29 protein-coding genes, 1 tRNA gene and 2 pseudogenes are annotated in these 26,342 nt (G+C 62.9%); 21 read left to right on the top strand and 11 right to left on the bottom strand.

Going from position 1 to position 26,342, the window contains the following annotated elements; genetic code table 11:
* Positions 1 to 3 precede the first annotated feature (3 nt).
* The 3 genes from EBB56_RS13475 to EBB56_RS13465 are packed head-to-tail and all read right to left on the bottom strand — an operon-like array spanning position 4 to position 2,767.
* Positions 4 to 1,287 (bottom strand): TRAP transporter large permease, encoded by a 1,284-nt coding sequence (locus tag EBB56_RS13475; protein ID WP_124804578.1) that lies wholly within the window; start codon positions 1,285 to 1,287, stop codon positions 4 to 6.
* Positions 1,284 to 1,784 (bottom strand): TRAP transporter small permease, encoded by a 501-nt coding sequence (locus EBB56_RS13470; RefSeq protein WP_231498587.1) that lies wholly within the window; start codon positions 1,782 to 1,784, stop codon positions 1,284 to 1,286. The genes EBB56_RS13475 and EBB56_RS13470 overlap by 4 nt, the downstream gene beginning before the upstream one ends.
* A gap of 5 nt (positions 1,785 to 1,789) precedes the next feature.
* Positions 1,790 to 2,767, bottom strand: a complete 978-nt coding sequence (locus tag EBB56_RS13465) for a DctP family TRAP transporter solute-binding subunit (protein ID WP_124804577.1) — start codon at positions 2,765 to 2,767, stop codon at positions 1,790 to 1,792.
* A gap of 398 nt (positions 2,768 to 3,165) precedes the next feature.
* Here EBB56_RS13465 and EBB56_RS13460 point away from each other — a divergent pair, with 398 nt between their 5' ends.
* Positions 3,166 to 4,374, top strand: coding sequence for a M24 family metallopeptidase (locus EBB56_RS13460; protein WP_124804576.1), 1,209 nt, complete (start codon positions 3,166 to 3,168; stop codon positions 4,372 to 4,374).
* A gap of 13 nt (positions 4,375 to 4,387) precedes the next feature.
* Here EBB56_RS13460 and EBB56_RS13455 read toward each other — a convergent pair whose 3' ends face one another.
* The gene (locus EBB56_RS13455) at positions 4,388 to 5,284 is read right to left on the bottom strand and encodes a LysR family transcriptional regulator (RefSeq protein WP_124804575.1); all 897 of its coding nucleotides are present in this window, start codon (positions 5,282 to 5,284) and stop codon (positions 4,388 to 4,390) included.
* Positions 5,285 to 5,554: 270 nt separating this feature from the next.
* Here EBB56_RS13455 and EBB56_RS13450 point away from each other — a divergent pair, with 270 nt between their 5' ends.
* The 9 genes from EBB56_RS13450 to EBB56_RS13415 all read left to right on the top strand — a co-directional run bounded on the left by EBB56_RS13450 (position 5,555) and on the right by EBB56_RS13415 (position 13,077).
* Positions 5,555 to 7,036: a sodium:solute symporter gene (locus tag EBB56_RS13450; RefSeq protein ID WP_124804574.1), complete on the top strand. Its 1,482-nt coding sequence runs from the start codon at positions 5,555 to 5,557 to the stop codon at positions 7,034 to 7,036.
* A gap of 338 nt (positions 7,037 to 7,374) precedes the next feature.
* Positions 7,375 to 9,366 (top strand): methyl-accepting chemotaxis protein, encoded by a 1,992-nt coding sequence (locus EBB56_RS13445; RefSeq protein ID WP_185696438.1) that lies wholly within the window; start codon positions 7,375 to 7,377, stop codon positions 9,364 to 9,366.
* A gap of 166 nt (positions 9,367 to 9,532) precedes the next feature.
* Entirely contained in the window at positions 9,533 to 10,663 is a 1,131-nt protein-coding gene (locus tag EBB56_RS13440) for a polysaccharide lyase family 7 protein (RefSeq protein WP_221621182.1), read from the top strand.
* Between the two features lie 8 nt (positions 10,664 to 10,671).
* Entirely contained in the window at positions 10,672 to 10,782 is a 111-nt protein-coding gene (locus tag EBB56_RS22395; RefSeq protein WP_221621192.1) for a D-Ala-D-Ala carboxypeptidase family metallohydrolase, read from the top strand.
* A 3-nt stretch (positions 10,783 to 10,785) separates the two neighbouring features.
* Positions 10,786 to 10,947: a hypothetical protein gene (locus tag EBB56_RS22035; protein ID WP_221621181.1), complete on the top strand. Its 162-nt coding sequence runs from the start codon at positions 10,786 to 10,788 to the stop codon at positions 10,945 to 10,947.
* Entirely contained in the window at positions 10,940 to 11,191 is a 252-nt protein-coding gene (locus EBB56_RS13430; RefSeq protein ID WP_124804572.1) for a hypothetical protein, read from the top strand. The genes EBB56_RS22035 and EBB56_RS13430 overlap by 8 nt, the downstream gene beginning before the upstream one ends.
* A gap of 779 nt (positions 11,192 to 11,970) precedes the next feature.
* Positions 11,971 to 12,240, top strand: coding sequence for a hypothetical protein (locus EBB56_RS13425; protein ID WP_221621180.1), 270 nt, complete (start codon positions 11,971 to 11,973; stop codon positions 12,238 to 12,240).
* Entirely contained in the window at positions 12,237 to 12,455 is a 219-nt protein-coding gene (locus tag EBB56_RS13420) for a hypothetical protein (RefSeq protein ID WP_221621179.1), read from the top strand. Before EBB56_RS13425 ends, EBB56_RS13420 begins: the two co-directional genes overlap by 4 nt.
* 148 nt (positions 12,456 to 12,603) lie before the next feature.
* Positions 12,604 to 13,077, top strand: coding sequence for a DUF3486 family protein (locus EBB56_RS13415; protein ID WP_221621191.1), 474 nt, complete (start codon positions 12,604 to 12,606; stop codon positions 13,075 to 13,077).
* Here the strand turns inward: EBB56_RS13415 and EBB56_RS13410 are convergent.
* The gene (locus EBB56_RS13410) at positions 13,074 to 13,562 is read right to left on the bottom strand and encodes a hypothetical protein (protein WP_124804571.1); all 489 of its coding nucleotides are present in this window, start codon (positions 13,560 to 13,562) and stop codon (positions 13,074 to 13,076) included. The genes EBB56_RS13415 and EBB56_RS13410 overlap by 4 nt on opposite strands.
* Before the next feature lie 74 nt (positions 13,563 to 13,636).
* On the opposite strand from EBB56_RS13410, the gene EBB56_RS22030 reads away from it, so the two are divergent.
* The 3 genes from EBB56_RS22030 to EBB56_RS13400 are packed head-to-tail and all read left to right on the top strand — an operon-like array spanning position 13,637 to position 16,710.
* Positions 13,637 to 13,876 carry a hypothetical protein gene (locus EBB56_RS22030; protein ID WP_221621178.1) on the top strand — a complete coding sequence of 80 codons (240 nt, stop codon included), beginning with the start codon at positions 13,637 to 13,639 and terminating at the stop codon, positions 13,874 to 13,876.
* Positions 13,877 to 13,879: 3 nt separating this feature from the next.
* Positions 13,880 to 15,208, top strand: a complete 1,329-nt coding sequence (locus EBB56_RS13405; RefSeq protein ID WP_221621177.1) for a hypothetical protein — start codon at positions 13,880 to 13,882, stop codon at positions 15,206 to 15,208.
* Positions 15,208 to 16,710: a DUF935 domain-containing protein gene (locus EBB56_RS13400; protein ID WP_124804570.1), complete on the top strand. Its 1,503-nt coding sequence runs from the start codon at positions 15,208 to 15,210 to the stop codon at positions 16,708 to 16,710. Before EBB56_RS13405 ends, EBB56_RS13400 begins: the two co-directional genes overlap by 1 nt.
* On the opposite strand, the gene EBB56_RS13395 is transcribed toward EBB56_RS13400, so the two are convergent.
* Complete coding sequence (locus EBB56_RS13395; RefSeq protein ID WP_124804569.1) at positions 16,707 to 16,925, bottom strand: hypothetical protein; 219 nt, start codon at positions 16,923 to 16,925, stop codon at positions 16,707 to 16,709. The genes EBB56_RS13400 and EBB56_RS13395 overlap by 4 nt on opposite strands.
* Before the next feature lie 230 nt (positions 16,926 to 17,155).
* Between EBB56_RS13395 and EBB56_RS13390 the strand changes: the two genes are divergently transcribed.
* The 7 genes and pseudogenes from EBB56_RS13390 to EBB56_RS22390 all read left to right on the top strand — a co-directional run bounded on the left by EBB56_RS13390 (position 17,156) and on the right by EBB56_RS22390 (position 20,906).
* The gene (locus EBB56_RS13390) at positions 17,156 to 18,430 is read left to right on the top strand and encodes a phage minor head protein (RefSeq protein WP_124804568.1); all 1,275 of its coding nucleotides are present in this window, start codon (positions 17,156 to 17,158) and stop codon (positions 18,428 to 18,430) included.
* Positions 18,360 to 18,677 (top strand): phage virion morphogenesis protein, encoded by a 318-nt coding sequence (locus EBB56_RS13385; protein ID WP_124804567.1) that lies wholly within the window; start codon positions 18,360 to 18,362, stop codon positions 18,675 to 18,677. The genes EBB56_RS13390 and EBB56_RS13385 overlap by 71 nt, the downstream gene beginning before the upstream one ends.
* 70 nt (positions 18,678 to 18,747) lie before the next feature.
* The gene (locus EBB56_RS13380; RefSeq protein WP_124804566.1) at positions 18,748 to 19,107 is read left to right on the top strand and encodes a helix-turn-helix domain-containing protein; all 360 of its coding nucleotides are present in this window, start codon (positions 18,748 to 18,750) and stop codon (positions 19,105 to 19,107) included.
* Positions 19,107 to 19,655 carry an ImmA/IrrE family metallo-endopeptidase gene (locus EBB56_RS13375; RefSeq protein ID WP_124804565.1) on the top strand — a complete coding sequence of 183 codons (549 nt, stop codon included), beginning with the start codon at positions 19,107 to 19,109 and terminating at the stop codon, positions 19,653 to 19,655. The genes EBB56_RS13380 and EBB56_RS13375 overlap by 1 nt, the downstream gene beginning before the upstream one ends.
* Positions 19,656 to 19,813: 158 nt before the next feature.
* Positions 19,814 to 19,948: a hypothetical protein gene (locus EBB56_RS22205; protein WP_260425362.1), complete on the top strand. Its 135-nt coding sequence runs from the start codon at positions 19,814 to 19,816 to the stop codon at positions 19,946 to 19,948.
* Positions 19,949 to 20,073: 125 nt separating this feature from the next.
* Positions 20,074 to 20,745, top strand: a pseudogene (locus tag EBB56_RS22200) (phage protease).
* Positions 20,745 to 20,906: a hypothetical protein gene (locus EBB56_RS22390; protein ID WP_409360213.1), complete on the top strand. Its 162-nt coding sequence runs from the start codon at positions 20,745 to 20,747 to the stop codon at positions 20,904 to 20,906. The pseudogene EBB56_RS22200 and the gene EBB56_RS22390 overlap by 1 nt, the downstream one beginning before the upstream one ends.
* On the opposite strand, the pseudogene EBB56_RS22195 reads toward EBB56_RS22390, so the two are convergent.
* Positions 20,872 to 21,015: pseudogene (locus EBB56_RS22195) on the bottom strand (helix-turn-helix domain-containing protein); the annotation flags it as partial. The gene EBB56_RS22390 and the pseudogene EBB56_RS22195 sit on opposite strands and share 35 nt — an antisense overlap.
* 543 nt (positions 21,016 to 21,558) lie before the next feature.
* Positions 21,559 to 21,635, bottom strand: a tRNA-Arg gene (locus tag EBB56_RS13360).
* A gap of 242 nt (positions 21,636 to 21,877) precedes the next feature.
* Between EBB56_RS13360 and EBB56_RS13355 the strand changes: the two genes are divergently transcribed.
* The gene (locus tag EBB56_RS13355; protein WP_260425361.1) at positions 21,878 to 22,732 is read left to right on the top strand and encodes a cytochrome c5 family protein; all 855 of its coding nucleotides are present in this window, start codon (positions 21,878 to 21,880) and stop codon (positions 22,730 to 22,732) included.
* 152 nt (positions 22,733 to 22,884) lie between these two features.
* On the opposite strand, the gene rep is transcribed toward EBB56_RS13355, so the two are convergent.
* From rep to pyrE, 3 genes are all read right to left on the bottom strand, one after another.
* Entirely contained in the window at positions 22,885 to 24,951 is a 2,067-nt protein-coding gene (rep, locus tag EBB56_RS13350; protein WP_108132000.1) for a DNA helicase Rep, read from the bottom strand.
* Positions 24,948 to 25,448 carry a tRNA (uridine(34)/cytosine(34)/5-carboxymethylaminomethyluridine(34)-2'-O)-methyltransferase TrmL gene (gene trmL / locus EBB56_RS13345; protein ID WP_124804564.1) on the bottom strand — a complete coding sequence of 167 codons (501 nt, stop codon included), beginning with the start codon at positions 25,446 to 25,448 and terminating at the stop codon, positions 24,948 to 24,950. The genes rep and trmL overlap by 4 nt, the downstream gene beginning before the upstream one ends.
* Before the next feature lie 98 nt (positions 25,449 to 25,546).
* Positions 25,547 to 26,236 (bottom strand): orotate phosphoribosyltransferase, encoded by a 690-nt coding sequence (gene pyrE, locus EBB56_RS13340; RefSeq protein WP_124804563.1) that lies wholly within the window; start codon positions 26,234 to 26,236, stop codon positions 25,547 to 25,549.
* Between the last annotated feature and the right edge of the window lie 106 nt (positions 26,237 to 26,342).

Genomic DNA, 26,342 nt, shown 5'->3' with positions numbered 1-26,342 from the left:
GGGTCACTCCATCAGGTTCGGCAGGAACAGCACGATGTCGGGCACGAAGGTGATCAGCAGCAGTACCGCGACCATCGCCCCGAGCATCAGCCCCAGGTAGCGCAACGACTCCATCACGCTGATCCCTGCGATGCGGCAGGCGGCCATCAGGTCGACCCCCAGCGGCGGGGTGTTGGCGCCGATCGCCAGGTTCACCGTCAGCAGCACCCCGAAGTGCACCGGGTCGATGCCGTACTGCACCAGCAGCGGCATGACGATGGGGGTGACGATGATGATGATGGCGATGCTTTCCATGAAGGAGCCGAGCACCAGCAACACTATGGTCAGCAGCAGCAGTACGCCGTAGCGGCTGTCGGTGATCTCGCCGATCAGTGTGGCGATGGCCTGGGGCACCTGTTCGTAGGTCAGGCCCCAGGCGAACATGCCGGCGGCACCGATGATGACCAGGATGGCGCCGGAGGTCTCCGCGGTGGCGATGACGCTGTCGACGATGTCCCGAAGGCTCAGGCTGCGATAGACCAGGGTGCCGACGATCAGCGCATAGACGATGGCCGAGGCGGCGGCTTCGGTGGGGGTGAAGACGCCGAAGCGGATACCGCCGATGATCAGCACCGGCACCAGCAGCGCCGGCAGGGCGGCGATAAAGGCACGCTTGCGCTCGCCGGGCTCGGGCCGGGTACCGCCGGACCAGCCGTTGCGGCGTGACACATAGATGGCCACCCCCACCAGCGCCAGGGTCAGCAGCAGGCCGGGGATCACGCCGCCCATGAACAGCTTGCCCACCGAGGTGTTGGAGGTGGTGCCGTAGACGATCATCACGATGCTCGGCGGGATCACCGTGCCGATGGAGCTGGCGGTGCCCACCAGGGCGCTGCTGAAGCCCCGGTGATAGCCGCTGCGCTGCATCGCCGGCAGCAGCATGCTGCCGATGGCGATGACGTCGGCAACACCGGAGCCTGACAGCGCCCCGAACATCATGCAGGCCAGCACCGCGACCACCGCCAGGCCGCCGCGGATGTCGCCCACCAGCGCCATGCACAGACGCACCAGACGCTGGGTCAGTCCGGCGTGATTCATCAACTGGGCGGCCATCACGAACAGCGGAATGGCCAGCAGGGTGAAGCTCTCCATGCCCGCCACGAACTGCTGGGCAGAGACCATCATCGGCGCCGCGCCGAACATCAGCAGATAGGACAGCACCGCCAGGATCAGGCCGAAGGCGATGGGAATGTCGATCAGGATCGCCAGGGCGAAGACGCCCACCAGGGTCAAGGCACCAAGGGTCATGCGTCGCCCTCCTGTGGCAGCGGCTGGCGCGCCAGCAGATGGTCACACTGCGCCAGCGCCATGCCGGCGCAGCACACCGGCACCGACAGATACACCAGCCCCGCAGGCAGCTGCAGCGCCGTGGTGGTCTGGCTCATGGTCAGCCAGGCCAGGTCCCAGCCGGCCTTGGCCAGCAACAGCAGCATCACCAGCAGCAGCAGGTCGGTGGCCCGGGTGATCCCTCTGCGAACGGCGGGGGAACTCACCAGCAGCGGCATCAGTCCGGCGCTGAGGTGGCTGCGCTTGTAGGTGCAGGCCACGCCGGCCAGCAGCGCGGTCCACACCAGCACCAGCTGGGGCAGCTCTTCGGCCCAGTGGGGCGGTGCCCCCACCACCCAGCGCATGAACACCGAGTAGGCCACCAGCGCCGCCAGCAGGGCGGCGCCGATGCCGGCCAGCGCCAGGCACAGGCGCGAGACGAGGCGCGCCACGGGATGCAGCAGGCCGTGCACGGTCATCGCGCTCACTGCCCTTCGCGATAGCGCTTCACCAGCGCCATCAGGTCGCTGCCAAAGACGTCTTCGTAGTCGGCCCAGACGCCCTGGACGGCGGCATTGAACGGCGCGGTATCGACCTCATTGACGCTCATGCCTTCGGCCTCGAGCTCGGCCACCAGACGCGAGTCGTCCTCCTGGGTCATGCGGCGCTGTTCGTCACGCCAGTTGTCGGCCAACTGCTGGACTACCGCCTGGTCGTCCTCGGACAGGCGCTGCCAGACGTTGTTGGCGACGGTCAGGCAGGCCGGTGCCCATACGTGTCCAGTCAGCGAGACGTAGTCCTGGACCTCGAAGAAGGACGAGGAGTGGATGATCGACAGCGGGTTTTCCTGGGCGTCGAACACCCCCTGCTGCAGCGCCGAGTAGAGCTCGCCGAAGGACAGCGGAGCCGGACTCGCGCCAAGCGCGGTGAAGGTATCCAGGCGCATCTTGTCCGGGGTTACCCGGATCTTCAGGCCGGCCAGGTCCTCGGGGGTCTCGACCGGGCCCTGGTTGTTGGTGACGTGGCGAAAGCCGTTCTCCCACCAGGACAGGATCTTCATGTTGTAGTCGGAAGCGATGGCTTCCAGCGCCTCGCCCAGCTCACCGTCGTAGGCGGCGTAGGCGTCCTGGCGGTCCGCCCAGGAGTAGGGCAGCTCGACGATGCCGAAGCGGGCGTCCAGCGGCTGGAAGGAGCCGCAGCCGATCACCCCGGCGGGAACGCTGCCGATCTGCATGCCTTCGACCATGGTCTTTTCGTTGCCGAGCTGGCCGCTGGGGAAGACCTGGAAGTTGACGCGACCCTCGGTGGCCTCGCGCACCTCGTCGGCGAAGCCTTCGGCGGCGATATGCCAGCTATGGGTCGGGGCCAGCACGTGGCCTAGCTTGATGTCGAGGGCCTGGGCCGAGGTAGAAAGACCGGCGAAGGCGCCAAGCGCCAGCAGGGGGAGCATCCTGGAGGTCATGGGGGTACCCGTTGAGTCGTTGTGATTGTGATCTGGGCCCGCCACCGCTTTGTTAACGGCAAGACAGGCGTCACTTGAGACTCGGCCAGGTAGGCGTATTAGACAATTTTCAAGATTTTATGCTTTGCATAAGCCTGATTTATGCAAAGCCATTGGACAGTGGCCAGGGTGGCCCTTCGACAGGCCTGGGGCGGCAACCACAAGCGCTTCCAGACACTCCTTTAGCGCACTGTTCAAGAACCATTTTTCTGGCGCAAATGGGGGCATTTGCGGTTGTGATTGGCGCCGTTGACGGCTCCACGGCGATAGTCGATCCAGCGTGGTGGTCAGCGTCAAGGCTGGCGCCAGCGCAGGATGAGAACCACCGCCCTGTCGGCCAAGAATTACAAGGAGCCCCTATGCAACTGCCCTCTCTGATCGAGATCCCCAACGGTGAAAAGGTCACCCCCACCTTCAGCGACGCCGAGATGCAGGGCCGCCTGGCCCGTCTACGCCAGCACATGGCCAAGCAGCAGGTCGATGCCGTGGTCCTGACCTCCTATCACAACATCAATTACTTCAGTGACTTCGTCTATTGTCGCTTTGGCCGCGACTATGGACTGGTGGTGACCCAGGAAGGCTTTACTACCGTCACCGCCAACATCGACGGCGGCCAACCGTATCGGCGCAACCGTCTGGGCGACAACATCGTCTACACCGACTGGCAGAAGGACAACTTCTTCAAGGCCATCATGCGGCTATGCGAAGGCAAACGACGCATCGGGGTGGAGTTCGACCATCTGACCCTGGCCAACCGCGACAAGCTGGAAAGCGCCCTTGGCGAGGTGGAGCTGGTCGACATCGGCGTACCCACCATGCAGATGCGCATGATCAAGTCCGCCGAAGAGATCGCGCTGATCCGTCAGGGGGCGCGTATCGCCGACGTGGGCGGTGTCGCGGTACGCGACGCCATCGCCGCCGGGGTGCCCGAGTACGAAGTGGCGCTGGCCGGCCAGAGCGCCATGGTGCGCGAGATCGCCAAGACCTACCCGCAGAGCGAGCTGATGGACACCTGGGTGTGGTTCCAGTCCGGCATCAACACCGACGGCGCCCACAATCCGGTCACCAGCCGTCGCGTGCGTCCCGGCGACATCCTGAGCCTGAACACCTTCCCGATGATCTCGGGCTACTACACGGCGCTGGAGCGCACCCTGTTCTGCGAGCACGCAAGCGATGCCCATCTGCGGCTGTGGGAGATCAACTGCGAGGTCCATGAGCGCGGACAGCAGCTGATTCGCCCCGGCGCCCGCTGCAGCGACATCGCCCACGAGCTCAACGAGATCTTCGCCAGGCACGACGTCCTCAAGTACCGCACCTTTGGCTACGGGCACTCCTTCGGCACCCTGAGCCACTACTACGGCCGCGAGGCGGGTCTTGAACTGCGCGAGGACATCGATACCGTACTGGAGCCCAACATGGTGGTGTCGATGGAGCCCATGCTGATGATTCCCGAAGGCCAGCCCGGCGCCGGTGGCTACCGCGAGCACGACATCCTGGTGGTCAAGGAAGACGGTGTCGACAATATCACCGGCTTCCCCTACGGGCCGGCGCATAACATCGTGGGTTGAACCGATCCGGCGATCACCGGCCGGGACGTGACATGGGGGGCCGCTCGCCCCCCATGTCGGCGAGCCCGGCCCTGAGGTAGTCCAGCACGTGGTGCGCCGCCACGGACAGCTCGCCGGTCTGGTAGTGCAGGCCGAAGGTGACGCGTCCAAGCTCGGGCAGCCGGTCCGCCCCATCCACGCAGTGCAAGTGGTCGGGGCTGACGCTGCGCGCCAGGGCGGTCACGCCCAGGCCCTCCTCCACCGCGGTGAAGATTCCGAGCAGACTGGTACTGGCGTAGCTCACCCGATAGGGCATCGCCCTGGCCCTCAACGCCGCTTCCGCCGCCGAGCGGTACAGGCACCCCAGGGGATAGGTGACCAGAGGCAGCGGCGCTTCACCCTCCAGCAATGCCGTGTCGCCGACCACCCAGACCAGGTCATCTACCCGGATATCCCGAGCATCGCGATCATCGTCGACCCTTTCCGGCTCCATCACCAGGGCGATATCGTAGTGGTGCCGGTGAAAACGCTGGAGTATGACCTTGCTGATTTCACAGTCGACCTCGACCTCGATATTGGGGTAGACCCGCGCCAGATTCCTCAGCACTCGCGGCACAAATGCCAGCTCGAAATCGTTGGGAATACCTAGCCTTACCTTGCCACTGACGCCCCCTCCGCAAAGCTTCTCCACCAGCCGATCATTGATCGCCAGCATGGCCCTGGCTTCCTGGTAGAGATAGTCACCATCCTGGGTCATTTCCAGCTGACTTCCGCGCAGAAACAGGCGAGTACCCAGCATCTTCTCGAGCTTCTTCATCTGCAGGCTGATGGCGGGCTGGGAACGCCCCAGGCGCTCTCCTGCCGCGGTAAAGCCTCCCAGCTCATTGATGGTCACGAAGGTACGCAATAACTCACTCGGTATCGTCTTCAACCTGGGGCCTCATTGGCATAGATCATGCATCGATTTGTCGTTCTTATTGGTCGCATCAGCGGCAAGAAAATACCTTGAATCTGTCGATGGAGATCGACGCTACCTCTCGACGACTGCCGATTGTCGACGTCCAACAACAAACAATAGAGGCTTCCTCATGAACTCCTGGGTATTGACCACCTTTGCCATTCTAACGCTCTACATGCTGATTCACACCGGTGCAGCCTACCTGCGTCGAGAACTCAAGGCCCGCCAACCGAGGTGACGCACATGGACTCCTTTACCCTGTTCAATTGGGCGCTTCTGCTGATGACCTTCGGCCTGATGCTCTATCTGGGCTACCTGTCCTCGCGGCGCATGCACAAGGATGACGCCGCCGGCTTCCTGGTCGCCGGGCGCTCGCTGGGGGCCTTCGTCGGTGCCGGTACCATCGTTGCCACCGGATTCAGCGGCTGGGGCTTCATGGGCTCGCCCGGGGTCACCTACCAGTTTGGTGCCATCGAGGTGCTGGGCAACTTCTTCTTTGCACCGGCGATGGTCATCGCGGTGCTCTACTTCGCCCGCTTCATGCAGCGCAAGGCGATCGAGATGGGCAGCAACACCATCCCCGAGTACATCGGCCAGTCCCACGGCGGCGGCGCCATGGGGCGAGTGCTGCAGGCGGTATCGGCGATCATCACCGTGGTGCTGCTGCTGGTCTTCCTGACCAGTCAGATCAAGGCGGTGGGGCTTCTGGGTGCCAGCTGGCTGGGCATCGAGCTCGACCAGAGCGCCATGCTGATGGTCGGGGTGATCATCCTCTACACCATGCTCGGGGGGCTGGCCGCGGTGGCCTGGACCGACACCATCATGGTCTGGGGCATGGCCCTGGCGGCGGTCATCATCGTCATCCAGATGCTGACCACCATTGACGTGAACGAGTGGGAAAGCGGCTTGAACGCCATCGACCCGGAGCTGTTGAACCCGACCAACGGGGCCCACTACGGCGCCTCCAGAGGCAACGTCTTCCTGGTCCTGCCCTACGCCTTTCTGTTCGCGGCGGTGCTGCCGTTCATGGCGATCCGCTTCCTGGCCTTCAAGCCCGAGGTCAAGCTGCACAAGGTCGGTATCTACGTCGCGGTGCTCGGCGGCCTGCTCAGTCTGATTCCGCTGGTCGGGCTCTACGTCAGGGTCACGCTGCCGGGACTGGCGGACCCCGACAGCGCCATGCCGGTCTATCTCGAGCAGTTCATGCATCCGGCGATCCAGGGCGTCATCACCTTGTTCATCATCTTCGCCATGAAGTCCACCGCCAACTCCCTTTTGCACACCGTGGCCTCCAGCGTCTCCCATGACCTGCGCCTGGCGATCTTTGCCGAACGCCAGCCTTCGGCACGGCGTGTCCTGGGCCTGAACCGGGCCGCGGTGCTGGTGCTCGGGGTGCTGGCGCTGCTGATGATGCTCTACGCACCGCCCTTCATGCTGTCCTGGCTCGGCATCCTCGGCACCGGCACCCTGCTCGCCAGCCTGATCGGCCCGGTGTTCATCTCGACCTTCTGGCAGGGCTCGGCCTGGGGGGCGCTGGCGGCCATGCTCGGCGGCTTCTTCACCAGCGGCTACATGATGCTGTTCGCCGATGTGGGCTGGTTGATCGGTCCGCTGACCGGCTGCGTGGTGTCGTCGGCTCTGTATATCGGCGTGACCCTCGTCGGCCGTAGCCATCGCACCCATGCCCGCCATCCGAACGCATCCCTCCCTGACCACCCTGCTTGACCGAAGACATCCCCCCGACTCGCCTTCAGGACTAGAGCTCTGAGGTTCGGGCAAAAAGACAGGCCGCCCTCCGAGGCGGCCATTCTCGTGAAACCTCCGTCATCCAGCGAATAGTCGCGGTCGAACCTGAGCATCAGGGCCGAGAACCCGCTGCTCTCATGACCCAGATCATTGGTGCAAAGCGCTTTAGCATATTCCTCTCAACTTGACGCTTTCATGGGTCGATAACCCTGGCATCGCTGCTAATCGGAGGCAGTCCGAGCGATGAGCAAGCCAGGAAATGACTTCGCTCATGCCATGACTGCCGGTTGGCCCCTCCCAGCATGAGCCCTCTGCCAATGACATCACTCCTTGATCGCCTGACCATGGGAAGAAAGTTCTTCCTGGTGCTTTTCTTGCCGCTGCTTTCCATCCTCTGGATGACGCTCTCCACGGTGCTGGAACGCCAGGCGGTCGTCACCCGAATGGACAATCTTCAAGAGGTGGCGATTCTCGGGCGTCATTCGGCCAATCTGGTGCACGAACTTCAGCGCGAACGGGGGATGACGGCCGCCTTTCTCAGCAGTCAGGGCCGCAACTATCATACAGAGCTACCGGTGCAACGTGAGGCGACCAATACCCAGGCCGAATCATTTGACCGCTACATCGCTGACATCGATTTTTCCCGTCACGATCCTCGAATCGAAGCACAGGTCGATCTGGCGAAGCATCTGCTTGAGGAGAAGGATGACCTACGGCGCAAGGTCGATGGTCTCGACATCTCTGCCGAAGCATCGACGGACGCTTATACCAACATCAACGAGGCGCTGATCGATATCGTCGCCAAGCTGACCTTTGGCGTCGATCAGGGAGAAGTCGCCCGTCAGCTGACGGCCTATTACGACCTTTTGAACATCAAGGAGCTGGCCGGCATAGAACGGGCGGTACTGGCGGCATCTTTCAGCGCCGACGCGATATCGCCAGTAATGTTCAGGAAGCTGCTTTCGTTGATCGTGAAGTCCGATGTGCACAAGAAGAACTTCTTCGAGCTTTCATCACCGAGGGTTCAGGAGGAGCTCAAGACGCTGACCGACAGCGCACTTGGCGAGCGTTTGAATGCCATGCGCAGCGTGGTCCTCGAAAAGGCCTCAAGCGGCGGCTTCGGTATCGATCACCAGGAGTGGTTCGAGGCCCAGACCGAGTATATCGATGGCATTCAGCAGATCTCCCGGTCGGCAGAGCAGTACCTTCTGGCACGTATTGACGACTTGCAGAAAGCGTCCTTCAGCTACCTGCTCAAGCACGCCCTGGTCATGCTTGCCGTCCTGCTCGTCACCCTTGCCTTTTCGATCATCACCGCCCGCAGCGTGGTGCGTCCTCTAAAGATTGCCCTGATGGACATCAGCGAGCAGAAGGATGATCTGACCAAGCGACTGGCGGTCCCTGGCAAGGACGAACTATCGCAGCTTTACCGCGCCTTCAACGACTCGCTGAGCAATATTGCCAGCCTGGTGGTCAACCTGAAGAAGAGCGCCAGCGCCGTCGAGGCGGTCAGTGGAGAAATCACCAGGGGCAACCAGGACCTGGCGAGCAGAACGGAGCAGCAGGCGGCCTCACTGATCCAGACCGCTTCCAGCATGGAGCAGATCACCGCCACCGTGAAGCAGACCTCGGACTCCGCTCGCCAGGCGCAGGAAATGACCCGTGAAGTCGCCTGCCGCGCCAACGACCTGAGCCAGACCGCCGCCCAGACCCACACGGCCATGGAACAGATTCGCGACGCCAACCAGGAAGTCACCAGGATCGTCGAGGCCATCGACGACATCGCCTTCCAGACCAATATTCTGGCCCTGAACGCTTCGGTGGAGGCGGCACGCGCCGGCGACCAGGGACGAGGGTTTTCGGTGGTGGCCTCGGAGGTGCAGAAACTCGCCAGCCGCTGCGCAGAGGAAGCCACCCTGATCCGCCGGTTGATCACCACCAGTACGCAGCGGGTCGACAAGGGGGAGCGACTGGTGGCTTCCACCAGCGAGGCGCTGGTCACCATCTCCGAGCATGCCCAGCAGACGGCGACCCTGGTGTCGGAGATTTCCACCGCGGCGACCGAGCAGTCGCTGGGTATCGAACAGATCACTCAGGCACTGGCGCAACTCGAGGACGTCACCCAGCGCAACACCGGCCTGGTCGAACGCGTTGCCACCGCCAGCGAGTCCCTCGACAAGCGGGCTCGCGACATGGCCTCGCTGGTGGGCCGCTTCAAGGTCGATGTGCCAACGGCCCTTCACGCCACGTCGGAAGACGGGCCGCTTATCGGCTCACCCCAGGCCACCCTTGTCGACTGCCACGCATAGGCCCTACAGGTTCCCCGCCTTGCCGCCCTTCCGGGCGGCCTTTTTTATCAGGCATGGAACCCATTCAAACAAAACCTCGTTTTATTTTTAATGAATCATCTTTGACAATATTGAAACGCAATTCTAGCCTTGCTGATGCCACCCCAGCACAACAAGGAACAACGCCGTGCTCGAACACGACCATCTCAGCCGTTTTCTCTCCCACCGCCATTCCCTTTGCCAGCCCCTTTACCAGTCCCCTCGCCACCCCCTTCGCAAGCCCTTGATCGTCGCGCTGTCGGCCCTGGCCGTCTCCTCCTTCGGTATATCCTCCATGGCCGCCGCCGAGGATACGCCACCGGCGCAGGTCTTCGACCTGACGACCTGGAAGTTAACCCTGCCCATGGACGCCGACGGCGACGACGACGTCGACGAGATATCGGTCGGCGAGCTTCAGTCCTATCAACATCCGGACTACTACTATCTGAACGACAACAATAATCTGGTCTTCGTGACCCCCAATAGCGCCTTCACCACCCCCAATTCCAGCAATGCACGCACGGAACTGCGTCAGATGCTGGCCGGCGCCGACGACGCCTTCGGCCCCAAGGCACCTGAGCAAAACTTTGCCCTCGCCTCCCACCCCGAGGCTGACCGATACGCCCAGATCGGCGGCTACCTCGATGCCACGCTGCGGGTCGATCACGTCGCCGAGCGCACCGACAAGCCCGACCGGGCAGCGGCCTACTCGGTGGTCATCGGCCAGATCCACGCCGGCAAGGACGAAGCGGTGCTGGCCCAGGACAATGGCTTCGGCCACGGCAACGAACCGCTGAAGATCTACTACAAGAAGTTTCCCGACCACGAGACCGGCTCGGTGTTCTGGAACTATGAACGCAACCTCGAGAAGGATGACCCCGAGCGCATCGATGTCAGCCACGCGGTGTGGGGCAACGACTGGAGCGGCAGCGAGGATCCGGGCGAGGCGGGCATCGCCCTGGGCGAGAGCTTCCGCTATCGGGTCGAGGTCAAGGACGACGTCATGCACCTGACCTTCGCGTCAGACGGCCACCCCACCCGCACCTTCGAGCAGAACCTGGCCGACAACGTCGGTCCCGACGGTGAGGTCGACGAGGCCGATCATCCGCACGGCTACGCCGGTGACTGGATGTACTTCAAGGCGGGGTCCTATAACCAGTGCAACACCAAGCCGGAATCTGGCGCCTGCCTGGGTACCGGGGTGTGGGAGACGGACCAGCAACACGGCGACTACGCTCAGGTCGTGTTCAGCGAGCTGGATAGCGGCCCGGTCGAGTAAGCGTCCAGATTACCAGCGGCTTTCGCGGCGAAGCGCTGAACCAAGCAGTCGGCGGTGTACCGCATTCCGCCCACCGGATGGAGCTGGCTGCCGATTTCATCTGCCCTGGCTACGGTTAGCCGTTGGATGTCTGTCGTGCCATTACCGCGATGGCGCTCGAGTTCGATCAGCTCATCCAGGAGAAGAACACCTGGGTGCACCTCGGGCTAAGCCAGGCGCCTGGGCGACGCGACCTCTTGACCTTCGACGGTCACCGCTATCGGCGAGGGATTCTGCGTGCCTGAGACCAACCCCATCACTACCACCAATGGCCAGCGTTCAGCCTTTAAGCCCCTGGTATGGCTGGTCGGAGTGATCGGCATCCTGCGTTACAGCCTGGCCGATCTCACCATCGCCGGCCTGCAGGTGCCGGCCTTCGATTCCGCCGGCTACGTTGGCCTGATGGGCGCTATTTCGGCGCGCTACTGTGGGCGCCACGTCACCAAGAGCTGGGAGCGAATCAAGAACAACCAGCACCAAAAATCATAAATCCGTGGGGAACCGACCATGTCTACCCAACTCATCGTGATCGCCGCAGGCCTGGCTGTCATGTCCGCGCTGTTCGGACTGTGGCGGCACACGTGTTCGCGCCTGACCGATGCCCTCGACACGCTTGATGCCACCCGCACCGAGTTGACGGTGGCTCGCGGCACTCTCGCCGCGCGTACCGAGGAGTACAACCGCTATGTGGCAGCGAGTCAGCAGCTTGCCAATCAGCGCGAACGAGATGAAGACACCATCCTGTCGGCCCCGCCGGAAGACGATGGTTCGTTGGTCCGGTACTGTCCGACACGTTGGCGCGGCATCGTGCACGACAGTCCGCTCCCGCCGGTACCTCCGATGTCAGTGACTCCACTGATGGGGGGAACCAATGACGGATCGCAATGGTGGTCGCCTAATCGCCCTGACGCTTCTCATCACCATGGTCTTTCTCGAGCTAGTCCAATTCGGCATCGGCCTGGTGGCACTGGTGCTACTGGTCACCCTGGCAGGGTGCGCTCAGGCACAGGCAACACGCAGCGTGCGCCTTCCTCCACCGTGCGTCATCGAGCCGGCACCACCTGTCCCTCCCGGCAATACCCAGCGTGCGGCCGCGCTGTACATCGAGCGCTTGTATACTTGGGGCGCAACGGGCTGGGCCTGTGTAGTGGCTCAGCAGGCATCGGGCACGGGAGGTGGGCGTGACCTTTGAATTCACCAGTTGGCAGATCGTACTGCTGATCTCAATGCTGGTCGGCGCGCTATAGGGCTTCGGCAAGGTCCTGCTGATGCAGATCGACAAGCAGCTACAGACACAGTTCACCCAGCTGTCCCAGCAAGCAAAACGCCAAGACAGCCAGCTCGATGAGCTTTCCAAGGAAGTGCAGCGCGTCGACCGCGACATCCTGAAACTGCAAGCGGACCGACCTCTGCAATACGTGCGTCTCGAAGACTACGTCAGAAATCAGACCGTAATCGAAGCCAAGCTCGATGCCATCGCCCTGCGCTTTGAGAACGGCCGCTTCGAGACCCATCCGCTCCGAGGGGATAAGCCATGAACATCGACACCGCTCGCGCTCGGCGTGTAGCCATGCGCTGGCACATTCTGCTGGTACTCAACAACGCCCGACCGATCAGCACCCACGAATCGCTGGTACTGAGCATCCTGCAGGGCATTTACCAGGATGCCACTCAACTCGAGGTACGCCGTGAGCTCGACTACCTGGAGAACCGCAAGCTGGTCACGCTCAAGCGTGAGCCCAGTGGGACCTAGTATGCCGAGTTGCCCCACTACGGCGTCGATATCGCCAAGTACACCGTCGAGTGCTTTGCCGGTATCGCTCGGCCGCAGAAATACTGGAGTACCTGACATGCCCCAGCGCAGCAAGGTCGCCGGTCTCCCCGTCGAGGTGAAAGCCTGACTGGATCAGGCGCTGGCAGACAATAACTTCAGCGACTACGAAGCCCTGTCGGACGAGTTGGCCAGCCGCGGCTACGACATCGCCAAGTCGTCGCTACATCGTTACGGCCAGGAGTTCGAGACCAAGCTCTCGGCGCTAAAGCTCGCCAGTGAACAGGCCAAGGCCGTGGTTACCGCCGCGCCGGATGACGAGGGCGCCGTCAACGAGGCGCTGACGCGCATGGTGCAGGAGCACCTGTTCCAGTTGCTGATGAGCGGCGGCGAAGGTATGGACCTGCCCAAAGTCGCCAAGGCCGTCGCCGAACTGGGCCGAGCCAGCGTGGTGCAGAAGAAGTGGCAGGCCGAGGTACGCTCAAAGGCTGAAGCCGCCGCCAGCCAGGTCGAGAAGATTGCCCGCAAGGGCGGCTTGGATGCCGCCACGGTCAACACCATCCGTCGCGAGATACTCGGGGTAGCGGGAGGATATATCTATTAGAACCTACTAGGCACCACGCCAGTTCTGCGCTTGGGGCGGGGCCGTGTTTCACTCACGATGACCGCTTGGCAGCTATTGCACTGCAATTGGCGCTTGTAAGCCTTGTCGTAATTGGGCTGCAAGAAAGATTTTACTCTTCTGTGGTAGCAGTTAGAACAGAGGTACTGGATTGGGTCATCGCCCTTTTCTTCCTCCTTGATGATGTAGGCAATTGCGCCTGTTGGAAACTCGTGGAGCTGATAGCGCTGCTGCTCCTCTTCCCAATGCTCGAACTGCGCGATCTGCTCCTCAAGTTCGTGTACACGACCCATCAACGCTCCGTATTCTGCTTGCGCGTTGTTCAACTCTCCCTGAAGGTTCAGCAAGATGCCATTCAGCTCAACGACCTTGGTCTGAACCTCAGCATCCGTCCTCAGCTTGAGCAGATCTTGCACAAGTTGAGAGGCCGAGCGAGCGCCCTGAAGCGCAGCAATCCATTCCATCATCTTTCCTCGCCTTTCAGTGGTGTCGGTCGGTTCGAGCATATCACCGTAAATTCAAGCCATGGCTGCCTAGTGCCATGACGGCGAGGAACGGTAACCCCCTCACCACGGCCATCGAGAATGATGCCGATCTCTCGGTACCGGCAGTTCTGCTCGACTATCAGCAGCGCTGGATCGGTGTGCGCGCTCCGCTCAAGGTAGGCGAGAAGAGCCGCCGTATCGGCTTGACCTGGGCGGAGACCGCCGACAACGTGCTGATCGCCGCATCAGCCCGCTCGGCCGGTGGCCAGACGGTCTATTACCTGGGCTACAACTAGGACATGACGGTCGAGTACATCCAGGCTTGCGCCATGTGGGCCCGGGCCTTCGACTATGCCGCCGGTGAGATCGAAGAAGGCATCTGGCCGGATGAAGATCCCGACAAGCACATCAAGACCTACACCATCGCCTTCCCCAGCGGCTTTCGCATCGTCGCCCTGACCAGCCGCCCGTCCAACCTGCGCGGCCGCCAGGGCATTGTGGTCATCGACGAAGCGGCGTTCCACCAGGATCTCGTCGAGCTGCTCAAGGCCGCTTTGGCGCTGTTGATCTGGGGCGGAGAAGTGCACGTCATCAGTACCCACGACGGCACCGACAACCCCATCAATGAGCTCATCGATGAGATCCGCGCCGGCAAGCGCAAGGGCGAGCTGTTCCGCTGCACCTTCCACGAAGCCGTCGCCGACGGCCTTTACGAACGCGTTTGTCTGCGCAAGGGCATTCCCTACACGCGGGAGGGCGAGGCCGCCTGGGTCCAGGACGTCTACGACGTCTACGGCGACGCCGCCGACGAGGAACTCGACTGCATCCCCAGCCAGGGCGGCGGCGCCTACCTTAGCTTGGCGCTGTGCGAGAGCCGCACCAGTCGCGAGACGCCGGTGCTTCGCCTCAAGCGCCCGCAGGGCTGGGAGGTGACCGACGAGGACACCCGGCGGCGCGACTGCGAGGCCTGGTGCCAAGAGCAGCTGGCGCCGCTGCTCGAGACGATCCCGCCGAACGTGCAGAGCTTCTATAGCATGGACTTCGCCCGCTCCGGAGATCTCTCGGTGATCGCCCCGCTGGTCAAGGAGCAGGACCTGCGCAAGAGCACGCCCTTCCTGGTCGAGCTGTGCAACGTCCCATTTCGCGAGCAGGAGCACATCCTGTTCTTCATCGTCGGCCTGCTGCCAGGCTTCCTCGCCGGCGCCAACGACGCCCGCGGCAACGGCCAGTACATCGCCGAGAGCGCCGCCGTGAAGTTTGGCCACAACCGCATCGAGCAGGTGATGCTCACCGAGGGCTGGTACCGCGACCACATGCCGCCGTTCAAGGCCGCCCTCGAGGACGACACCCTCTACGACCAGCCCGCCGACAAGGACGTGGTCGGCGACCTGCGCGCCTTCAAGCTGGTCAAGGGCGTGGCCCGCATCCCCGAGACGCGCACCACCGAGAAGGGCGACAAGGGCGGCGGCAAGGACAAGCGCCAGGGCGACGCCGCCATCGCCCTGGCCGACTTCGCCTCGCGTAGCGAGGTCGAGATATTCGACTACCACCGCGTCCAGCCCGCCGCTCCGCATCATCGACGCATCAAGCGCGGCGCCGGCTGGCGCAACAAGAAGGGCATCTGGTAATGGCCACCCAAGGACACTCCAGGATCGTCGACCAGTACGGTCGACCCATCGAATACCGCCAGCTCACCGAGGAGCTGGCCACGCCGCGGCTGGCCAGCGTCCTGCAGGCCGCCGCCGAGGGCCACGCCCACGACTACCTCACCCTGGCCGAGGAGATGGAAGAGCGCGACATGCACTACGTCTCGGTGCTCTCCACCCACAAGCTGGCCATCGCTGGGCTCTCGGTGCGGGTCGAGGCGGCCAGCGACGAGCGCGAAGACGTGCGCGAGCTGGCCGGTGCGCCCGCGTTCTCCGAGCTGGTCTTCGACCTGGTCGACGCCCTGGGCAAGAGCTACGCGGTCAGCGAGATCCTCTGGGACCGCAGCGGCCGCGAGTGGCGCCCGGAGCGCTTCGAGGCCCGCGACCAGCGCTTCTTCCAGTTCGATCGCGAGACCGGCCGCGAGCTGCGCCTGCTCGACGAGGCCGACCCGGTGAACGGTCTGGCCCTGGCCCCGTTCAAGTTCATCGTCCACACCCCGCGCATCCGCTCCGGCCTGCCGATCCGCGGGGGCCTGGCCCGCCTCGCCGCGGTCGGCTACGTGTGCAAGGCCTGGAGCTGGAAGGACTGGATGGCCTTCGCCGATGTCTTCGGCATGCCCATGCGCGTCGGCCGCTATGGCCCGGCGGCCTCGGATGACGACATCGGCAAGCTGCTCTCGGCAGTGGCCAATCTGGGCAGCGATGCCGCGGCGGTAATTCCCGACTCGATGCGCGTCGAGTTCCAGCAGGCCGTGCAGGTCGCCGGCGCGGGCGAGTTCTTCCGCAGCCTGGCGGAGTTCTGGGACCAACAGATCAGCAAGGCCGTGGTCGGCCAGACCATGACCTCGGATGATGGCTCGTCGATGGCCCAGGCCAACATCCACAACGAAGTGCGCCTGGATATCCTCGAGGCCGATGCTCTCGCGCTCTCCAACACCCTACAGCGCCAGTTAGTGCGGCCCTTCATCGACCTCAACTACGGCAGTGATCGGCCTTACCCGCGCCTGTCGCTGGCCGTGCCCCAGCCGGAGGACAACAAGCTGCTGGTCGATGCGCTAGCCAAGCTGGTGCCGCTGGGGCTGGAAGTCGAGCAATCGGTGATCCGCGACAAGTTCAACCTGCCCGACCCGGTGCCGGACGCCAAGCTGCTCTCGTCACCCAAGCGGGCCGTCCTGGCGGGGCCGGCCGCACCTCAGGGTCGCGCCAGCCGGCAGGCGACCAATGCCGAGCAGCGCCCGGCGCCGGTGGTGGATATCGTCGATCGTCAGATAGGGCGCATGGAACAAGCGGCGGCGCCGGCCCTGGACGACATGCTCGACACCATCCGCGGGCTCGTCGATGAGGTGGATAGCCTGGAGGCGTTGCGTGATCGGCTGATCGAGGCCTACCCCGAGATGCCGGGCAAGCAGCTGGCGGATACCATGGCGGAAGGGATGATCGCGGCCAGCCTGGCCGGCCGCGATGATGTACTGAGGGGGCTTTAGTAGGGGTCGACGGACTCGACGATGAAGTCGGTAGAGCCAACGCGATGCGTGCCGTAAGCGATTTCATAGGTATCGCCTATATCCGCACGAACGACCTCGGCTTCAGCTTTATCCAGATAGAGACCTTCAAAGTCCCAAGGGTCATTCTGAAATACGCCCCAGCCTTTTACCCAACCGGGGTTATCAGGGTCTTGAGGAAGATTGAAGTGCTTCATATCGATTAATACCAATAGGAGGGGTGATGGGTAGCGGCGATGACGCCTCAGGTGCAATGTAACCCTCGGCACTGTGGCTCTTTACCTTATTTAGTCTTACGACCGCGACATGGAAGAAGCGGCTAGTCACAGACGAAAAAGTATTTGGGGCCACAGCATGTTCACACCGCTACCGCATCAGCGCCAGAGACTACCAAAATTCATACTCAAGCAACAGGTTGCGATGAAACATGGCCATCTCCCACGGCAGTCTGCCATTCCAGCAACAGATCGACTACTTCCGGGGCAAGTTGAACCTGCCCACCCGGTCCTGGAGCGATCTCTACGCCCAGGAACACGACCAGGCGTTCGTGGTCGCTGGAGCCATGAAGCGGGACCTGATTGGCGAGCTGCGCGGCGCGGTCGAACGCGCCATCGCTGAGGGCGGCACCCTGGAGCAGTTCCGGACCGACTTCGATCGGATCGTCGAGCGCCATGGCTGGCAATACAACGGCGGGCGCGGCTGGCGTACCCGGGTCATCTGGGAGACCAACTTGCGTCAAAGCTACAACGCTGGGCGCGAGACGCAGATGGCTGATCCAGAGCTCCGCCAGCGCCGCCCCTACGGCCTCTACCGTCATGGCGACAGCCGCAACCCGCACCCCCTGCACTTGGCTTGGGACGGCATGGAGCTGCCGCTGGACGACCCCTGGTGGGCGACGCATACCCCACAGAATGGCTGGGGCTGTTCGTGCAAGAAGTTTATGATCGGCCCGCGCGACGTCGAACGCATGGGCCTGAGTGTCACCGAGCAGTCGCCTCCGGTCGAGCCCGAGGAGCGCACCATCGGTCAACGCAGCCCCAATGGCCCGCGCACCCTACAGGTACCCAAGGGCATCGATCCAGGGTTTGAGCATGCTCCGGGCCGCTCTCGACTCGATGCCGCCGTGCCTCGTCCTCTCGAGACTAGAGTAGCCGACGCATCGCCGGGGATTCCCGATCACCGCGCCCGCGACGAGCTGCCTGCACCGCGCCTGATGCCAAACACCCCGCCAACGACCGAGACAGAGGCCATCGACGGCTTACTGGCCGCCTTCGGGGCCGGCGAGCGGCCGGCGGTATTTCGCGACGCTTTGGGCGACGGGTTCGCCATCAGCCGCCAACTGTTCCAGACCCACCCGTCGGCGGCACCGATGCTGCCGGAGGGCGTGCCCGCAGGACTGATTCCGGCGCTGACCGAGGCACTACGCAGTCCTGACGAGATATGGGCGCGCCTGGAATGGCTCCCCGACAGCCAGCAGGCCGTGGCTACCTGGCGCGCTTTGTCATCGACGGTGAGACTATCCTGGCTGCCTTCGAACTCGGCGGCGATGGCTGGTCGGGCATCACGCAGCGCGACGAGGCCGGTGCCACCGAGGCCATGCGCCTGGGCGTGCGGCTCTATAGGAGGCAATGATGGCCGGTGCATTCTTAGACATCAGCCTCGATTCGCGGCTGGCCGGGGCCAGGCTCTCCGAGCTCGTTGAGCGGCTGGGCGACCTGCGTGTGCCGCTTTCCGATATCGGCGAGCACCTGCTGCTGGTCACCGACACCCGCTTCCAGCAACAGGTGGCCCCAGACGGCTCGCCCTGGGCATCGCTGTCGCCGGTCACTCTGGCCAAGAAAAAGGGCAGCCGCATACTGCGCGAGAGCGGCATCCTGCTAGTGCCCCAGAGGCAGAGGCGAGCAAAAATTAACCCAAAAAGGTTGACTATATTAACCCAGGCGGGCTAATCTCTAATGCGTAACATCCGAATTAACTATAAAAACTAATTTCGCTTCATACACATCAGAGGAATCGGTCATGGCTATCACGGCGTTAGGGAAATTGCTCAGGCAACACAGAATCGCCAATGGAGAGGTCATGAAAGAGCTCGCCGAAGCAGTCGGCGTCAGTAGTGCGTACCTCTCAGCCGTTGAACACGGGAAAAAAGCTGCGTCAGATAAGCTGCTGAGCGGTGTTGCTTCTCATTACCATCTCGATGAGTCCGCACAAGAGGAAATAAAGTATGCCTCAGAGCTATCACAGCCTTTGGTAAGCATAAGCCTTAGCGATGCTGAAGAAGAAGAGCGACTTCTTGCAGTTTCTTTCGCAAGAAAGTTCAAAGGGCTGGAGTCAAGTGAAAAAAAACAACTGTTAAAGCTGCTGAATGGAGATCAGTAATGTCGTGTCGAAAGTTAACCACGAAGGTCACTCCCCAGAGCCGAGAAAGCATCCAATGCGAAGCTCAAAGCTTCAGGGATACCCTTGAGCTCTCTGCTCCTAAGGTTCCCATCGTCCATATCTATGAGGTTCTTCAGCATGTTGCCGAGGATGAGCTAGACCTGGAGGTTCTAGAAGATGACGAACTCCCAGATGAAGAGGCGAAGACCTTTCCCGACACCCGTCTAGTCCAAGTGCGTCAGTCCGTATACGATGCAGCGTTTGATGGCCATGCTCGTTCCAGATTCACTCTGGCCCACGAGCTTGGCCATTATTTTATGCATCGTGACCAGCCGGCTTCTTTTTCTAGGGCAACAAATTTCCCAATCTTTTGCGATAGTGAATGGCAAGCAGATAGGTTCGCAAGCGAACTTCTTATAGACCGAAGGCTGTTTGATTCTAGCTGGTCTGTAGAGCAGATCATGGAAACATTTGGCGTGAGCAGAAAAGCAGCGAAGATTGCGCTTGACGACAAGCTAGATGAAGAAAAAAAGAAAGGGCACTCCTGATGAGCACCCTGTCTTCAGAGATTTTGAAACCGAATCAGGGGCATCACTGCCAGCCCTTGATCTTGGCTCCATCACTCCATCAATGTTTTGGCGAACTGGAGTGTAGTGATGGTAGCCGAGCTCGTCAATGGCAGTTTCGACGAAAAAGGTACTTACCAATGAGCACTTCAAACAGCGATACCATCGTGATCTACCGTCCCTACATCACTGTCAAGGGGAAGCGTATCTACGCAGCACAGCGGGGGCTCAAGGCCTTCCGCATCGAAATTCCCCGAGACCGATACAGGGGGTAGCGCCCAAGGGGCCAGGCCACTGCCTGGCCCCTTTCATCTGTCATCATAGTCAATGCCCAACGTTTTTGCTTGCATTCGCCTTACACGCCCCGGCCCCCCCGCGCGTAAGCCGCCACCATGGCGGCATGACAACACATCACCTTGCTCTCAATGCTGAGCTGCCCGCTGCCGTCAACGGCACAGCGCCCGACTGGGTCGAACTGATCCCGGCCGGCCCCAAGGTCGTCGGTCGCGACGCGCGTTCCTGGCTGTTCGATGACACGGCCTCCCAGTCCGTGCTGGGCGACTTCACCGAACGCGGCACCCAGCTGCCCACCGATTGGGAACATGCGACCCAGCATCGCGCCCCCAAGAGAGTGGACGCCCCGGCCGCCGCCTGGATCGATCGGCTGGTGATGCGCGACGGTGCGCTGTGGGCCCACGTCGAGTGGACCTCACGCGCCAGCCACTAGGTAATCAACCGTGAATACCGCTTCCTCTCTCCCGTCTTCGACTACGAGCCGGCAACCCAGCGCATCCAGCGCCTGGTCTCCGCCGGCCTGACCAACAAGCCGAATTTCACCCTGACCGCGCTCAATCAGGAGAACGGTCACGTTCCCACCCCGCAGGAGACTGACCCCGTGCCTATCTCGAAAGCGCTTGCGGTTGCCCTCGGCCTGTCCGAAGGCACCGACGAAGCGGCGGCGATCGATGCCGCCAACCAACTCAAGACCGCTACCGCGGCGAACAGCGAGCAGCGAGCAGCGAACAGCCTTCACTGGAACGCTTCGTGCCGCGCGGCGACTACGACCAAGTGATGGCTCGCGCCACAAACGCCGAGCAGGAACTGGCCACGTTCAAGCAACAAGGGCGCGACAAGGAGATCGATGCCGAGCTCGATGCCGCTACCAAGGCCGGCAAGATCGCCCCTAGCTCGGTGACGTTCTACCGCGCCACCGACGTATCGTCATGTCACTGACACCAAAGCGCTCCGCCAGCGCCGTATCGGTAATGTGAGCGGGAGCCGCCTGGATCTCAGCGCGGATCTTCGGTGTTGTAGTGGCTTGCTTATGAAGCTTGATCTCCACGGCAATGCTCCTGGATGAATTGACGGAGAAGCCCTCGGGCGGCTATCAAAGGACAGCTCCTTTTGGTCAATTGAACATCCGAGACACTACATGTACGCAAAGAGGACGAGCATTGGTATCGCTGCTCGTCATGCAAATATGTGGCTGGCAAGAAGAAGCTGCCACCGCCCAGAAGGCGTACTGGACCGATGGTTGTGTAGCTGGGTGCCAAGTATCGCGCGAAATAGGGTGCTGTGCCGTCGCAGCACCTTGTGCCAACTTTCCCGCAACCAAGTGCCAAAGCTGGCGCGCGGTTACAGCCGCTTGCTCCTGGCCTACGGCGCTCGGCAACAAAGGCCGACTTGATCCAGATCAGCAAAGGCGCTTTCGCCTCAAGGGCGAACTTCGACAGAAAACCGTGCACTTTCAAGCATGTGCTCGTGCAGCAATGGGCAAATTCAACGGCAGTGAATGGCCCGATTCGAGCGCTCGATGACTCCCTGCCGACCCACCCTCCAGACATGAAAAAGGGCCTACGACAGTGTCGTAAGCCCTTGAATTCTATGGCGCGCCCTAAAGGATTCGAACCTTTGACCTTTGCCTCCGGAGGGCAACGCTCTATCCAGCTGAGCTAAGGGCGCGCGGTGCCGCCTGAACCTGTCACGCGGCGAGCCATATCCTACCTTGCGCACCCGCCGGTGTCCACCCAAGGCCAAGCCCAAGCCCCGCAGCGCCACCTTCCCGGCGACGGGCGACATTTTCCCGTCTCGAGCGATCTCGCTATACTGCCGGCACAGCGTGACGCCCGGCGATAGGGACGATGGCCGTGCTCGGCGCCACCAACAATAACTTCCATCAAGCGACCGTTACAGAGGTGGTGAGAGTGAAATCCAGCAAGCTGATCATGGGGTGTCTGATCACCCTGGGCCTGGGCTCCGGCCAGGCGATGGCACAGGACGATGCCGAGCGTGACGCCATGGCCGAGCGCCTGGCCCCGGTAGGTTCTGTGTGCCTCGAAGGCCAGGAATGCGGCAGCGCCATGGCTGCCACGTCAGGCGGCGGTGACGCCGCAGCGTCGGGCGGTGGCGTCGATGGCGAAGCCGTCTACGGCGGCATCTGCATGGCCTGCCACGATACCGGCGTCGCCGGCGCACCCAAGCGCGGCGACGAAGCGGCCTGGGCCGAACGCACCACCAAGGGCTTCGACACCCTGCTGGATCACGCTCTTAACGGTTTCAATGCGATGCCGGCCCGTGGCGGCAACCCGAACCTGTCCGATGAAGAAGTCCATGCGGCGGTGGCTTACCTGGTCGAGCCGGTGATGGAAGTGCCGTCAAGCGACGCAGGCGCCAGCAAGGCGGCCCCCGCCGAAGAGACAGCATCGGACGACAGCGCCGCTGCCAGCGACGAAGCAGCAGGTGAGGACGCTGCCGCTACCGATGCGGCTGGCGACGACGCCGCTGCGGCCGATGCAGGCTCTGCCGAGGTCGACCCGGCGGTGGCGGCCATCGATGGTGAAGCGGTATACGGCGGCATCTGCATGGCGTGCCATGAAGCCGGTGTCGCCGGCGCCCCGGTTCGCGGTGACGCCGCCGCCTGGGAGCCGCGCCTGGCCAAGGGCATGGACACCCTCTATGACCACGCCATCAACGGTTTCAACGCGATGCCGCCCAAGGGTGGCAACCCGAGTCTGTCCGATGACGAGATCAAGGCGGCCGTCATTTACATGACCCAGTAAATCGACTCACGCGATATAGCAGCGGGGCGCCCATGGGCGCCCCGTTTGCGTTGGTCTGCTGGCGAGGCCTGGTCCTGCACTCGGGTCGTGCCAAGCCTTGATGCCATCGGGCTTATCCACAGCCTGTGGCGATCCAGCGACTGTGGATGGATTCAGTCCAGCAGCGAGCGCAGCCCGGCGATGGCGCTCTTGCCCCGCTCCTGCTTGCGCTCGGGGTCCTCCCGGTCGGCGCGTCCTTCCCACTCCAGATCATCCGGCGGCAACTCGTCGAGGAAGCGGCTCGGGGCGCAGTCCATCAACTCGCCGTAGGCCTTGCGCTGGCGCGCCAGCGTCATGGTCAGGGTACGCCGGGCACGGGTGATGCCAACGTAGGCCAGGCGGCGCTCCTCCTCCACGGTGCCGGCCTCGATGGAGTTGCGGTGAGGCAACAGCTCTTCCTCGAGACCCATCAGGTAGACGTGGGGGAACTCGAGGCCCTTGGAGGCGTGCATGGTCAGCAATTGCACACGATCCGAGTCATCTTCTTCCGCTTGTTGCTCGAGGATATCGCGCAATACCAGGCGCGAGATCGCCGATTCCACGTCGTCGGTTTCGGTATCGGTGCTGGCGGTGTTCTCTTCCGGATCGGCCTGCATCGACTTCTCGAGCTGGTCGATCAGGATCCACACGTTGGCCATGCGCCGCTCGGCGATGGTGGGGGCGCTGGCGTTCTGGTAGAGCCAGGCCTCGTAGTCCATCTCGCGCATCATCTCGCGGATCGCGGCGATGGCGTCGCCCTGGTCCATGCGGCGGCGCACCCCATCGATAAAGTGGGTGAACCGCGTAAGCCGCTCCACCGCGCGGGCCGGCAGCTGCTCGGCCAGCCCCAGCTCGTGACAGGCGGCGAACAACGAGACGCCGCGCTCGGTGGCGTAGTTGGCGAGCTTCTCCAGGGTGGTCGGGCCGATCTCGCGACGCGGCACGTTGACGATACGCAGGAAGGCGTTGTCGTCGGCCGGATTGATCAACAGCCGCAGGTAGGCCATGGCGTCCTTGATCTCGCCCCGGGAGAAGAACGAGGTGCCGCCGGACAGCTTGTAGGGAATCTGGTAGTGCTGCAGCTTCAATTCCAGCAGGCGCGCCTGGAAGTTGCCACGGTAGAGCACCGCGAAGTCACGCCATTCGGCGCGCTCCTTGATCCGGCGGGTCAGGATCTCGCTGGCGACCCGCTCGGTCTCTGCCTCCTCGTGGCGCGTGACCACCACCCGGATCGGATCGCCCTGGCCCATGTCCGACCACAGGGTCTTGTCGTAGACGTGGGGGTTGTTGGCGATCAGGGTGTTGGCGGCGCGCAGGATGGTGCCGGTGGAGCGGTAGTTCTGCTCCAGCTTGATCACCTTGAGCCGCGGAAAGTCCTCGCCCAGGGTCACCAGGTTCTCCGGCCGGGCACCGCGCCAGGCGTAGATCGACTGGTCATCGTCGCCGACCACGGTGAAGGTCTGGCGCTCGGCCATCAGCATGCGGACCAGCATGTACTGGCTGACGTTGGTGTCCTGATACTCGTCCACCAGCATGTAGTGGATCTTGCGACGCCAGCGGGCCAGCGCCTCGGGGTCGTCGCGCAGCAGTACCACCGGCAGCAGGATCAGGTCATCGAAGTCCACCGCGTTGTAGGCCTTGAGGTGGCGAACGTAGGCCTCGTAGACCCGGGCGGCGTACTGCTCGTCTTCGGTGGCGGCGTGGGACAGCGCCTGGCCGGGCAGGATCAGGTCGTTCTTCCAGTTGGAGATCACTCCCTGGACCTGATTGATCTGGTCGGCGTCGACCTGGGCGTCCTTGTTCATCAGGTCGCGCAGCAGCGCCTTGGCGTCTTCCGGATCGAACAGCGAAAAGCCCGGCTTGTAGCCCAGCGCCTTGAGTTCGCCGCGGATGATGTTGAGGCCGAGCGTGTGGAAGGTCGACACCGTCAGGCCGTGGCCCTCTCGCCCCTGCAGCATCGAGCTGACCCGCTCCTTCATCTCGCGGGCGGCCTTGTTGGTAAAGGTCACCGCGGCGATGCGCCGGGCGCTCATGCCGCACTCCTGGATCAGGTAGGCGATCTTGGTAGTGATCACGCTGGTCTTGCCGGAGCCGGCGCCGGCCAGCACCAGGCAGGGACCGTCGATGAAGTGCACGGCCTCGCGCTGACGCGGGTTGAGGCCGCGGATGCGTTCACGGATCGTCTTCACAGGTGCGTTCATGCGTCGTCCTGGGCGCCGGGCAGGACATCGAGTCGCGCCACGCCGTCGAAATCGAGTTGTCGCCAGGCCTCGAACACCAGCACCGCACAGGCGTTGGACAGGTTCAGGCTGCGGCTGTCCGGCAGCATCGGGATGCGCAGGCGCTGCTCCGGCGGCAGTGCATCGAGCATCGCCTGGGGCAGGCCACGGGTCTCGGGGCCGAACACCAGGGCATCGCCGGAACGATAGTCGGGCTCATGGTAGCCACGCCGCCCACGGGTCGAGACGGCGAAGACCCGAGAGGGCGAAACCTCGTCGAGGAACGTCTGCCAGTCGGCGTGGACCCGCACCCGCGCCCACTCATGGTAGTCCAGCCCCGCGCGCCTGAGGCGCTTATCGTCTAGGGTAAAGCCTAACGGCTCAATAAGGTGCAGGCGAAATCCGGTATTGGCGCACAGGCGTATCAGATTGCCGGTGTTCGGCGGAATCTCGGGTTGATAGAGCACCACGTCGAGCATTGGACATCACCAGGATCGCGGCGGAGGACGATGTGAGGCAGGGAGATCACCGAGGCCCTCCAGGGAGGAAGACCTCGGCGCAAGGAAGCCATAGCGACTCAGGCGCTGACGCCGTAGCGTTCGCGGTAGGCGCGGATGGCCTCGGCGTGGGGTTTGAGGGTGTCTCCCCCGCTCTGTTCGAGGTAGGCCAGCACCTGGTCGAGGCCGACGATGCTGACCACCGGGATGCCGAACTCGGCCTGCACCTGCTGGATGGCGCTCTTGTCGGTGTCGTCGCTGGCGCGCTCCTGGCGGTCCAGCGCCACCACCACCCCGGCGGCCTGGGCGCCGGCGCCGTCGATCAGCCCCATCACCTCACGGATCGCCGTACCGGCGGTGATCACGTCATCGATGATCATGACACGACCGTTGAGCGCGGCCCCGACGATGTTGCCGCCTTCGCCGTGGTCCTTGGCCTCCTTGCGATTGAACGCAAAGGGCAGATCACGGTCATGATGGTCAGCCAGCGCCACGGCGGTGGTCGCCGCCAGCGAAATGCCCTTGTAGGCCGGACCGAACAGCACGTCGGCCTCGATCCCGCTTTGCTCGATGGCCTTGGCGTAGAAGCGCCCGAGGCGCGCCAGGGCGCGGCCGGTCTTGAACAGGCCGGCGTTGAAGAAGTACGGGCTCACCCGCCCCGACTTCAGGGTGAACTCACCGAAACTGAGCACGCCCTCGCCGATGGCGAACTCGATGAACTCCCGCTGGTAGGGATGAAGGCGCGCCGCGCCTGGCGGTTGAGGTGCCATGTCAGCCACGAGGCCTCCTGTCCAATTGCCTGGCCTTATCACGTTTTTCTCGACCGGCCATTTACCCAAACGTCGAAACGTCGGGTATCATACACGCGCGACGCAA

The organism is Halomonas sp. YLB-10 (genome assembly GCF_003856855.1).
In the GTDB taxonomy this organism is placed as follows: Bacteria; Pseudomonadota; Gammaproteobacteria; order Pseudomonadales; family Halomonadaceae; genus Halomonas; species Halomonas litopenaei.
The sequence above is the reverse complement of the archived record's forward strand: the minus strand, read 5'-3'. Positions and strand labels throughout refer to the sequence as shown.